At 66.1% G+C, this 10,816-nt stretch carries 9 protein-coding genes; 7 read left to right on the top strand and 2 right to left on the bottom strand.

Annotation, left to right across the window (positions count from 1 at the left end):
- The first annotated feature begins 38 nt into the window (after nt 1-38).
- Both AC2VLV_RS08475 and AC2VLV_RS08480 read left to right on the top strand, forming a co-directional pair.
- Nucleotides 39-362 carry a DUF1840 domain-containing protein gene (locus AC2VLV_RS08475; protein WP_486989568.1) on the top strand — a complete coding sequence of 108 codons (324 nt, stop codon included), beginning with the start codon at nt 39-41 and terminating at the stop codon, nt 360-362.
- Between the two features lie 6 nt (nt 363-368).
- Nucleotides 369-1,340, top strand: coding sequence for a cation diffusion facilitator family transporter (locus AC2VLV_RS08480; RefSeq protein ID WP_486989569.1), 972 nt, complete (start codon nt 369-371; stop codon nt 1,338-1,340).
- Here the strand turns inward: AC2VLV_RS08480 and AC2VLV_RS08485 are convergent.
- Together AC2VLV_RS08485 and AC2VLV_RS08490 are read right to left on the bottom strand one after the other, a co-directional pair.
- On the bottom strand, nt 1,328-2,371 hold the full coding sequence (locus AC2VLV_RS08485) for a sterol desaturase family protein (RefSeq protein WP_486989570.1): 1,044 nt from the start codon (nt 2,369-2,371) through the stop codon (nt 1,328-1,330). The genes AC2VLV_RS08480 and AC2VLV_RS08485 overlap by 13 nt on opposite strands.
- An 18-nt stretch (nt 2,372-2,389) precedes the next feature.
- The gene (locus AC2VLV_RS08490) at nt 2,390-3,445 is read right to left on the bottom strand and encodes a YncE family protein (protein ID WP_486989571.1); all 1,056 of its coding nucleotides are present in this window, start codon (nt 3,443-3,445) and stop codon (nt 2,390-2,392) included.
- A 278-nt stretch (nt 3,446-3,723) separates the two neighbouring features.
- Here AC2VLV_RS08490 and AC2VLV_RS08495 point away from each other — a divergent pair, with 278 nt between their 5' ends.
- The 5 genes from AC2VLV_RS08495 to glyS all read left to right on the top strand — a co-directional run bounded on the left by AC2VLV_RS08495 (nt 3,724) and on the right by glyS (nt 10,731).
- Nucleotides 3,724-4,143 (top strand): hypothetical protein, encoded by a 420-nt coding sequence (locus AC2VLV_RS08495; protein WP_486989572.1) that lies wholly within the window; start codon nt 3,724-3,726, stop codon nt 4,141-4,143.
- A gap of 180 nt (nt 4,144-4,323) precedes the next feature.
- Entirely contained in the window at nt 4,324-4,785 is a 462-nt protein-coding gene (locus AC2VLV_RS08500) for a hypothetical protein (protein ID WP_486989573.1), read from the top strand.
- Between the two features lie 92 nt (nt 4,786-4,877).
- The gene (locus AC2VLV_RS08505) at nt 4,878-7,451 is read left to right on the top strand and encodes a penicillin-binding protein 1A (protein ID WP_486989574.1); all 2,574 of its coding nucleotides are present in this window, start codon (nt 4,878-4,880) and stop codon (nt 7,449-7,451) included.
- A 154-nt stretch (nt 7,452-7,605) separates the two neighbouring features.
- The gene (gene glyQ, locus AC2VLV_RS08510; RefSeq protein WP_486989575.1) at nt 7,606-8,550 is read left to right on the top strand and encodes a glycine--tRNA ligase subunit alpha; all 945 of its coding nucleotides are present in this window, start codon (nt 7,606-7,608) and stop codon (nt 8,548-8,550) included.
- 63 nt (nt 8,551-8,613) lie between these two features.
- The gene (gene glyS / locus AC2VLV_RS08515) at nt 8,614-10,731 is read left to right on the top strand and encodes a glycine--tRNA ligase subunit beta (protein WP_486989576.1); all 2,118 of its coding nucleotides are present in this window, start codon (nt 8,614-8,616) and stop codon (nt 10,729-10,731) included.
- Nucleotides 10,732-10,816: the final 85 nt, after the last annotated feature.

The raw sequence follows: 10,816 nt of genomic DNA on the forward strand, positions 1-10,816 counted from the left end.
ACGGCGCGTCGGCGTCTCGCTGAATGGAGCACATTCCCATGATCTACAAGTTTCAATCGAAGGCCGATAGCGATTTGTTCATGAACGTCGGCCCGGCTCAGCGCATTTTGTCCATCATCGGCAAATCGGCCGAGCCGCAGGGCATCATCGAGCCGGCCGAAATGCCCGCCGCCATCGCCGCGCTCGAAGCCGCCGTGAATGAGGAAGAGCAGGCGCGCAGCGCGGCCGTGGAGTCTGCCACGGCCGACGGGCAGGTGGTTTCCTCCGCCCAGCCGATCGGCCTGAAGCAGCGCGCTTGGCCGTTTATTCAGATGCTCAAGCGCTGCCAGCAGGCGGATACCCCGGTGGTCTGGGGCGTCTGAATCGTCATGCACGGGCACCCCGCGGGTGATTCCGCGCACGAGGGGCATGGTCACGATCATGCCCACTCTCACGCGCACCCGCATGCACACTCAGGCCACGACCACGCCCGGGGCGCGAGTGCGCAGCGGCTGGCGTGGGCGCTGGCGGTGTTGCTGGCGTTCACCGCGGTCGAGGCGGTGGGCGGTTGGTGGGTCAATTCGCTCGCCCTGCTGTCGGACGCGGTGCACATGGCGGCGGACAGTGCCGCCCTGCTGTTCGCCCTGATCGCCATTCGCCTGAGCGCGCGCGCGCCCAAGGCGGCCATGACCTACGGCAACGGCCGCTGGCAGACGCTGGCGGCCTTCGTCAACGGGCTGGCGCTGCTGGTTTTGACCGCAGGCCTCGTGGTCGAGGCCTTGTATCGGCTGTGGCAGCCCGAGGCGGTGGAAGGCGGCTGGATGCTGGTTATCGCCGTGCTGGGCGCCGTGGCCAATCTCGCCGCGCTGTTCGCCCTCACTGGGGGCGAGTCGCTCAACGAGCGCGGCGCCCGGCTGCATGTGCTGTCCGACCTGCTGGGCTCGGCGGCGGCCATTGTGGCGGCGGGGCTGATTCTGGTGTTTGGCTGGACGGTGGCCGATCCGTTGCTATCGCTGCTGGTGTCGGTGCTTATTCTGCGATCAGGCTGGCGCCTGACCCGCGACAGCGCCCATGTGCTGCTCGAAGGCGCGCCGCCCGGACTCACCGCGGCGCAGGTGCGCGAGGCGCTCTCAGATGTGTCGGGGGTGGCTAGCGCACATCATGTGCATGTCTGGTCGCTCGACGGCGCCGAGCCGGTGGTCACGCTGCATGTGCGGCTCGAGGCGGCCGCCGATCCGCAGGCCACGCTGTGCGCCGTGCACGCGCGGCTGCACGACGCGCTCGACATCGAACACGCCACCGTGCAGATCGAGACCGATGCCTGCATCGGCCCCGGTCAGGCCCACTGTCACCCGGGCTGACGGTCAGCGAGGTCTGTGGCGGCCACTCGCACAAACAGCCGCTGGCTCATGCGCCGCAGACCGAGCCACTGCTGCGCCCAGAAGCCCTCGCCGTAATCGACGCCCTGGCCGTCTGGCGCGGCAAGCTGGGCGCGCACCCCGGTGGGTTGCAGCGGGGTGGTGAAGTCGGCCGAGCGGAACAGTACGTCCCACCACGGCAGCAGCACGCCGAAATTGCAGCCATACAGCCGCGCATTGTTCTGGTGGCCGAGCTCGTGGCCGTAGCCCACCGCGTGGTGCAGGCGGTGAAAGCGCGGGCTCACCAGCAACCGTTCGCCCAGCCAGCCGAAAGACAGCCGGGTGTTGGCATGTTGCAGGCTTTGCAGCGCCCCCGAGACCAGCGACAGGGCGACGAACTGCGAGGGCGGCACCCCGATGATCAGGGCCAATGCGGCGAAAAATGCCGCCATCAGCACATCATCGAGCAAATGGTTGCGGTCGTCCGACCAGAGGCTGAGCTGACGCTGGCTGTGGTGCACCGCATGCAGCTCCCACCACCACTGGATCTGGTGCTGGGCGCGGTGATACCAGTAACCGGCGAAATCGAGCACGATCAGGTAGATCAGAAAGCTGATCAACGGCCGGTCGGTGATGCCGGGCCACAGTGCGTCGAGGTTGAGGTTGTCGATGCCGCGCAGGCGGAACCATTCCTGCAGGCCGTCAAACGCGGGTTGCAGGGTGAAAAACAGCACCAGATTGATCAGCCCCAGGCGGTTGATGAAGGTGTAGAGCACATCCACCCGCACCGCGCGGCGGTTGGGCCAGACTTCAAGCGGCCGCAGCGCTTCGAGCGGACGCAACACGGCATACACCACCCCGATCTGCAGCATCCCGGCGAGAAACCACAGCACGCCGTCATAGGCGAAATCGTCATCCACCATGAGGTGAAAGTGGTAGAGCACCGGCTGCACCAGGGTGACGAACACCCAGGTCTGCGCCTCGCCGATGAGCAGGCTGGTGGCGTGGCTGATCCAGTCGAGCGGATTGAGCATGGCGGAGGGGGCAGGAAGTCAGCGCGTGGCGGCGATGGTCGTGGTCGGCTTCAGGTGCAGTGACGCAGCCTGCTGGCGCGCCAGCGTGGAAAGCGGCGGCAGGTTGTCGTAGAACGGCGCGCGGTTGTAGAAGTAGATGCCATGCGGCGACTTGCCCACCGGAATCACATCCACCAGCTTGCGCGTATCCATGTCGATCACCCCCACCGAGCGGGCGAAGCGGAAGGTCACCCACAGCCAGCGGCGGTCGGCGGACAGCTCCATATCGTCCGGCCCCGGGCGCAGGCCGGTGATGTCGCCCACCTTGGTGAGGGTGTCCATGTCGAGAATGCTGATGGTGTTTGACACCCGGTTGCTCACCAGCACATGCCGCCCGTCGGCCATGGAGCGGAAGTTGTGCGCCGCCTTGCCGGTGACGATGCGCTTGAACACTGTGCGGGTGCGCGGATCGACGGCCACCACCGCATCGCTGCCGGTGAGCGCCACCAGCAGGGTTTTGTCGCCCGGCGTCAGCCACAGCCCGGCCGGGGTTTCGCCCACTTTCAGCGTCCACATTACGGTTTGCGTGGGCAGGTCGATGGCGGCGATGGAATTCGTGTCCTGCAGGCTGATGTACACCGTCTTGCTGTCGGCGGTGAACGCCATGTGGCTGGGCAGCGACTTGAGCGGAATGCGCTTGGCGAGCAGAAACTTGCCCTGGTCGTAGCTGTAAATGTCCACCCGGTTCAGCCGCAGGCAGTTCACCACGAACCAGCGGTGATCGGGCGAAAAACCGATCTGATAGGGATCGGGAATGTTGGCCACGCTGCCGATGGGCTTGCCCGTCTGCGGGTTGAGCAGCATCAGATCGTTGCTCACCGCGTTGGCGACGATCAGGTCTTGATTGTTCGGCGTGGCCATCAGGTGGTGCGGCTCCTTGCCTGTGGCAAAGCTGCCGATGGGCTGGCGGGTGTCCTGGTTGATCAGGGTGATGCGGGCGTCGCCCGAATCGAGCACCACCACCACATCGTCCTTGGCCTGCGCCAAACCGGCCTGCGCCAACAAGACCGTGAAAACAAACAGGAATTTACGCATCAGATCACCAAGGAAGCACTCAGGAATACGCGTCACAGCCTCGAACGTGGGCTAATGGACCGCGCTGCGGCCGCAACTGTAACGCGCGCACATGCCAAGCTGTTGACCAGAAACAGTCTGCCATCCATCCGAATTAAAAATTTGCATTCCTGTTACTTCTGGGGTGTCCCCCGTCTGGGGCTGATGCTCGTTAAAGTGCAAAGCCTGTGGTAGGTATTGTTGTGGGCGTGTGGCGGAACTTGGTCAGGCGGCCGGGTTCCAATCAGAAAAGAGTTGATATGCATCCCTTCTCTCGTATCAAGATGGCTTTGTTGGCCGCCGCGGCGGCCGGGGTCTTGCTCGTGCCGGGCATGGCTCAGGCGCGCGTGCATTGGAGCATCGGCATTGGCGTACCGGTTTACTACGGCTCGACCTGGGGCACAGGCTGGGGGCCGGGTTGGGGATCTGGCTGGGGCGGCGGCTGGTATGAGCCCGGTTGGTATGAGCCATATCCGGGCTATGGCGGCTGGTCCACCTGGAGCCCTCCGGTGGTGGTGGAGCGGCAGCCGGTGGTGGTGCAGTCGCTGCCGCCCGGCCCGGCGCCGCAGTCGTTCTGGTACTACTGCCAGAGCCCGGCGGGTTACTACCCCTATGTCTCGGTCTGCCCAGGCGGGTGGACGCCGGTGCCTGCCTCACCGCCTCCGCCGTCAGCCAAGTGATTCACGCTTTCCACTCTTTTTATAACGATCTATCGAGGAAGCATCATGCGAATTTATCGAAACCTTCGGTTTTATCGAAACCTTCGGTTTTCCCGTCCCTTTTTTCTTTTTCCTGCCGCTGTGGGCGCGCTCGTGCTGGGGGGCTGTGCCACCGCGCCGCTCGGGCCCACGATTGCGGTCATGCCGGCGCCGGGTATGCCTTTCGAGCAGTTTCAGGCGATTGATGCGAGCTGCCGCCAGTTTGCGCAGCAGCAGGCCGCGCCCTACCAAGGCGGCGCGAGCAATTCCGGCGTGACCTCGGCAGCCCTTGCCACTGGCATCGGGGCCGCGGCCGGGGCGTTGATCGGCGGCAACAGCCAGGGGGCCGGCGTGGGCGCGGGCATCGGCCTGCTAGCGGGTAGCGCGGGCGGTGCGGGTTCTTATGGCGACACGCAGGGCAGTGCGCAGCGCGCTTACAACATTGCGTATCAGCAGTGCATGTACTCAAGAGGTGCGCAGGTGCCGGGTTACGCCGCGCCGCGCTATGTGGCGCCGCCTCCGCCCCCGGCCTATCCCGCGCAGCCGTCTTACCAGCCGGCGCCGCAACAGCCGAGCTATCAGTCGCAGCCGGCCTATCCACCGACCTATCCCCCGGCGCAATGAGGGCGCGCCGCGCAGATCGTTACGTCGGGTCACAACTGCTCACAGGATGGCAGGTGTTTTAGCGGATGCGGCGGCTATCATGCCCCGCGACTATGAGTACCTCTGCTGACTCCGCCCCTGCGGGTTCTCCCAAGCCGCCTGCAGGCCGCGACAAGCGCCCCAAGCGCGCTGTGCGTTCCCGCCCTCTCTGGCTCAAATTTTTGCTCGGCGCCGTGCTGTTGGGCGTGGCCGGGCTGTTGGCGCTGGTGTTTGCCGTGGTCATGCTCTATCCGCGTTTGCCCGCGCTGAGCGAACTGACCGACTACCGCCCGGATCTGCCGCTGCGGGTGTATTCGGCCGAGGGCACGCTGATCGGCGAGTTTGGCGTGCAGCGCCGCACGGTGGTGCCGTTTGCGCAGATTCCCCTGCAGGTGCGCGAGGCCTTTCTAGCCGCCGAAGACTCGCAGTTTTACGAGCACGGCGCGGTGGACTGGACAGGCGTGTTCCGCGCCGCCCTGGCCGACCTGATGCACGGAGCGGCCGTGCAGGGCGCGTCCACCATCACCATGCAGGTGGCGCGCGACTTCTATCTCAGCCCGCAAAAAACGCCGCTGCGCAAGTTCACCGAAGCGCTGATGGCCTACAAGATCGAGCATGAGCTGAGCAAGAATCAGATTCTCGAGCGCTATCTGAATCAGGTCTATCTCGGCCAGCGCGCCTACGGCGTGGCGGCTGCGGCGCAGGTGTATTACGGCAAGCCGCTCGACCAGCTCACGCTGGCGCAGGCGGCCGTGCTCGCGGGTTTGCCCAAGGCGCCTTCGGCCTTCAACCCGCAGACCAATATCAAGGCCGCGCTCATTCGCCAGCATTACGTGCTCGGCCGCATGAAGGTGCTGGGCGACATCACCCAGGCGGAGTATGACGACGCCATGCAGGCGCCGCTCAACATCGTGGCCGGGCAGGGCCTGCTGCGCTACAAGGTGGACGCCGATTACGCCGCCGAGCAGGTGCGCGAGATCATGGTCGCGCGGTTCGGCGAATCGGCCTACACCGACGGCTACAAGGTCTACACCACCTTGCATGACCGCGACCAGAAGGCGGGGGTGGACGCGGTACGCGCCGGGGTGCTCGCCTACGACCAGCGCCACGGCTGGCGCGGGCCGCAGGCGCGCATCGATCTGCCGCCGCACGATGCCGATGCGCTCGGCGTGGCGGTCAAGGCGCTCAAGCCTTACGACGCGGCCGGCAGCCTGCATCCGGCCGTGGTGCTGCACGCCAGCCCCAAGCTGGTCGAGGCCGTGCTCGAAACGGGCAACACGGTGGAACTCAGCGGCGACGCCCTGCGCTTCGCCGCTGCGGGCCTGTCACCCAAAGCTACCGATAAACAGCGCATTGATCGCGGCGCCGTGGTCTGGCTGCAGAAGCTGGCCAAGGGCTGGCGCATCGCGCAGATGCCCGATGTGCAGTCGGCGCTGGTGTCGGTCGATCCGAAAGACGGCGCGGTGCGCGCCTGGGTCGGCGGCTTCGACTACAACCACGAAAAGTTCGACCATGTGAATCAGGCCTTCCGCCAGCCCGGTTCGAGCTTCAAACCCTTCATCTATTCCGCCGCGGTTGACGAGGGTCTGGCGCCCACGACTGTCATCGACGATTCGCCCATCACCCTCAACCCGGGGCCGGGCCAGCCGCCGTGGACGCCGCACAACTACGACAACGAGCAGCTCGGTGCGATTTCGGCGTCGCTGGCGCTGGCGCATTCCGACAACGTCTGCGCGGTCAAAGTGCTGCTGGCCGTGGGCATTCCCTACGCACGCCAGTTCGCCTCGCGCTTCGGTCTGCCGCTCGACCAGATTCCGCCCTATCCCACCATGGTGCTGGGCGCGGGCAGCTTCACGCCCCTGCAGATGGCCACGGCCTACGCCGTGTTCGCCAATGGCGGCTCGCTGGTGCAGCCCTATCTCATCAAGCGCATCGTCGATGCCCACGGCGCCGAGGTCTATGTCCACAAGCCGGAAATCGCGGGCCAGAACGCGCCGCGCATCATCAGCGCGGCCAATGCCTTCCTCACCACGCAGATGATGCAGGCGGTGATCCAGCATGGCACCGGAGGCGCGGCGCTGTCGCTCGGCCGGGTCGATCTGGCGGGCAAGACCGGCACCTCGCAAAACTTCCACGATGCCTGGTTCGACGGCTTCAACCCCGAACTGGTCGCCATCACCTGGATGGGCTACAACAACCAGCGCAACCTCTACCGCGGCGAGCAGGGCGCCAAGGCCGCGCTGCCGATCTGGATGGACTACATGCGCGCGGCGCTGCAAGGCAAGCCCGATGTGCCCTGGCCGGTGCCGTCAGGGGTGATCATGTCGCAGGTCAACCCGGCCACCGGCTTTGCCTCCAATGGCCCGGGCGCGGTGAGCGGCTACTTTCTGCAGAATTTCCCGCCGCTGGCCATCGACGCCCAGATGCCGCTGTCAGCGCCCACTTCGGCGCCACTGGCCGAAGGCGGCATCAGCACCGGCAGCGGCGGCATGCTGGTCGGGCCCGGCGGCGTGCCGGTGGGCACTTCCACCGTCAGCGTGCGCGGTCAGGGGCCGGGCACGCACCCGGCAGCGGTGGCCCGGCCCGTGGCGCCCCCGCCGTCGCTGCAGCCGGGGGCCATCCTGCCTTCGCTGGGCGGTAATCCCTGAGGAGAGCGCCCCCAGACCTGCCGCGTTCGCGTCAGGCCCCCCGAGGGGGATGAGAAAACTTGGGGCGGCCCTGCGTTTTCTCATGAGCGCGCGCAGCCCAGCGCATTGCGTTGTGGCGGGTTTCTACAATGGCGCCTTCTTCAAGGCCGATCTCATGCGCACCTTTCAAGACCTCATTCTCACCCTGCAAACCTACTGGGCCCGGCAGGGCTGTGCCGTTCTTCAGCCCTACGACATGGAAGTCGGCGCCGGCACCAGCCACACTGCCACCTTTCTGCGCGCCCTCGGCCCCGAGCCGTGGAAGGCCGCCTATGTGCAGCCCAGCCGTCGCCCGAAAGATGGCCGCTACGGCGACAACCCCAACCGGCTGCAGCATTACTACCAGTTTCAGGTGGTGCTCAAACCCGCGCCCGACAACATCCTTGAGCTTTATCTTGGCAGTCTGCAAGCGCTGGGTTTCGACCTGAAGGCCAACGATATCCGTTTCGTCGAGGACGACTGGGAGAACCCCACGCTCGGCGCCTGGGGGCTGGGCTGGGAGGTCTGGCTCAACGGCATGGAAGTCACCCAGTTCACCTATTTCCAGCAGGTCGGCGGCATCGACTGCAAGCCGCTCACCGGCGAGATCACCTACGGCCTGGAACGCCTGGCCATGTATCTGCAGGGCGTGCAGAGCGTATACGACCTGGTATGGACGGAAACCGAGGTCGCTGGTGAGGAGCGCCAGCTTAAATACGGCGACGTGTTCCACCAGAACGAAGTCGAGCAGAGCACCTACAACTTCGAGCACAGCGACGTGGACTTTCTGCTCACCGCCTTTGCCGCGCATGAAAAACAGGCCAAGGCGCTGATGGCCGCGCAACTGGCATTGCCCGCTTACGAACAGGTGCTCAAGGCCGCGCACAGCTTCAACCTGCTCGACGCCCGCGGCGCGATTTCCGTCACCGAGCGGGCGGCCTACATCGGCCGCATTCGCAACCTGGCGCGCGGCGTGGCGCAGGAATACCTCGACAGCCGTGCCCGCCTCGGTTTCCCGCTGGCGCCCCGCGCCTGGGCCGACGAAGTCTCTGCCCAACTCGCCCAGAAGAAAGCCGCCTGACGTCTGCCGCACGCCGCGCCCGCGCCCTTGGCATGGACCGATGGCGGCCCGCAAAACCCACACATGAACAAACAGAACCTGCTTGTCGAACTCTTCGTTGAAGAACTGCCGCCCAAGGCGCTGCCCGCGCTGGGCGAGTCCTTCGCCCGTACTTTGGCCGCCAGTCTGCAGGCCCAGGGCCTTGCCGCGCCTGACTGCGAGCCGACGCCCTACGCCAGCCCGCGCCGACTGGCCGTGCGCATCCCCGAGGTTGCCGCCAAGGCGGACGACAAGGCCGTGGCGCAGAAGCTCATGCCCGTGGCCGTGGGTTTGGATGCCGACGGCAAGCCCACCCCGGCGCTGCTCAAAAAGCTCGGCGCGCTCGGCCTGGATGCCAACGCCGCCCCACGCTTGCGGCGCGAAGGCGAGGGCAAGGCTGAAACCCTGTTCATCGACACCGTGGCGCCCGGCGCCTCGCTGGCCGAGGGGCTGCAGAAGGCGCTCGCCGAGGCCATCGCCAAACTGCCCATTCCGAAGGTCATGGCCTATCAATTGGCCGATGGCTGGACCACGGTGAAGTTCGTGCGTCCCGCGCATGGTCTGGCGGCCCTGCATGGCGCCGATGTCGTGCCGGTGCAGGCGCTGGGGCTGACGGCTGGGCGCGAAACGCACGGCCATCGCTTCGAGGCCCAGGCCGATCCCATCGTGCTGCGCGACGCCGACAGCTACGCCGACCAACTGCGCGAAGAAGGCGCCGTGATCGCCAGCTTCGAGGAGCGCCGCGCCGACATTGCCGCGCAGCTGCAGGCCGTAGCGCGACAGGCCGGGTCGGGCCTGCAACCCATCGACGATGCCGCACTGCTCGACGAAGTTACCGCCCTGGTCGAACGTCCGAATGTGCTGCTGTGCCAGTTCGACCCGGCCTTCCTCTCCGTGCCGCAGGAGTGCCTCATCCTCACGATGAAGGCTAACCAGAAATACTTTCCCCTGCTCGATGCAGCAGGCAAGCTGACCCACCGTTTCCTGGTGGTCAGCAATATCTCGCCAGCCGATCCCAGCGCGGTTATCGAAGGCAACGAGCGCGTGGTGCGCCCGCGCCTGGCCGACGCGCAATTCTTCTTCGAGCAAGACCGCAAAAAGCGCCTCGAAGACCGCGTTCCCGGCCTCGACAAAGTGGTCTATCACGCCAAGCTGGGCTCGCAGGGCGAGCGCATGCGGCGGGTGCAGGCGCTCGCGGGGGGCATTGCCAGCCAGATTCCGCCGTCCTTTCCTGTCGATCTGGCCGAACGCGCCGCGCTGCTGGCCAAGACCGATCTGCTGACCGACATGGTCGGCGAGTTTCCTGAGCTGCAGGGCATCATGGGGCGTTACTACGCCGCGCATGATGGCGAAGACGCCTTGGTGGCCGAGGCCATCGAAGATCATTACAAGCCGCGTTTTTCCGGCGACGACTTGCCGCGCAGCGACGTGGGCTTCGCGCTAGCGCTGGCCGACAAGACCGAAACCCTGGTCGGCCTGTTCGGCATCGGCGAACGCCCGACCGGCGACAAAGACCCGTTCGCGTTGCGCCGCCATGCGTTGGGCATCATCCGCATGTTGATGGAGCGCGGCGCAGGCATCGAGCTCTCGCGCTTTCTGCGCGATGCGGTGCCGGTGTTCGGGCAAGTGGCCGGGTTCACCGACCCCAGCGCGGATGTGCAAACCTTTCTCTACGACCGTCTCGCCAACCTGTTGCGCGAGGGGATCTGGACGGCGCAGGAAGTCGATGCGGTGCTGGCACAGAGGCCGGAGATTCTGGCCGATGTGCCGCGCCGCCTGGAGGCGGTGCGCGCCTTCGCCGCCCTGCCCGAAGCCGCCGCGCTGGCCGCGGCGAACAAGCGGGTGGGCAATATTCTGCGCAAATCCGAAGGGGTGAAAGACGGCAGCGGTTTCGACGCCAATCGGCTGGTCGAGCCCGCCGAAGTCGCTTTGAATCAGGCCCTGAGTGCCGTAGCGCCGCAGGTGCAGCAGCTTTACGGTGCGGGCGACTACACCGCCGCGCTCAAGGCGCTCGCCGCGCTGAAAGCCCCGGTGGATACCTTCTTCGACCAGGTAATGGTCAACGCCGAAGACCCCGCGCTGCGCGCCAACCGCCTGGCGCTGCTGGCGCGGCTGCAGAACGCGATGAATCAGGTGGCCGATCTGTCGCGCCTCGCGGTCTGAGATCCTGCACGACAATCACGGCATGAAACTGCTCATCCTCGACCGCGACGGCGTCATCAACCAAGACAGCGACGACTTCATCAAG

This window comes from Thiomonas sp. TH-17 (assembly GCF_057473305.1).

Coding starts and splice junctions, on each gene's coding strand:
- AC2VLV_RS08475 (WP_486989568.1), top strand. CDS start 39: ATGATCTACAAGTTTCAATCGAAGGCCGATAGCGATTTGTTCATGAAC.
- AC2VLV_RS08480 (WP_486989569.1), top strand. CDS start 369: ATGCACGGGCACCCCGCGGGTGATTCCGCGCACGAGGGGCATGGTCAC.
- AC2VLV_RS08485 (WP_486989570.1), bottom strand. CDS start 2,371: ATGCTCAATCCGCTCGACTGGATCAGCCACGCCACCAGCCTGCTCATC.
- AC2VLV_RS08490 (WP_486989571.1), bottom strand. CDS start 3,445: ATGCGTAAATTCCTGTTTGTTTTCACGGTCTTGTTGGCGCAGGCCGGT.
- AC2VLV_RS08495 (WP_486989572.1), top strand. CDS start 3,724: ATGCATCCCTTCTCTCGTATCAAGATGGCTTTGTTGGCCGCCGCGGCG.
- AC2VLV_RS08500 (WP_486989573.1), top strand. CDS start 4,324: ATGCCGGCGCCGGGTATGCCTTTCGAGCAGTTTCAGGCGATTGATGCG.
- AC2VLV_RS08505 (WP_486989574.1), top strand. CDS start 4,878: ATGAGTACCTCTGCTGACTCCGCCCCTGCGGGTTCTCCCAAGCCGCCT.
- glyQ (WP_486989575.1), top strand. CDS start 7,606: ATGCGCACCTTTCAAGACCTCATTCTCACCCTGCAAACCTACTGGGCC.
- glyS (WP_486989576.1), top strand. CDS start 8,614: ATGAACAAACAGAACCTGCTTGTCGAACTCTTCGTTGAAGAACTGCCG.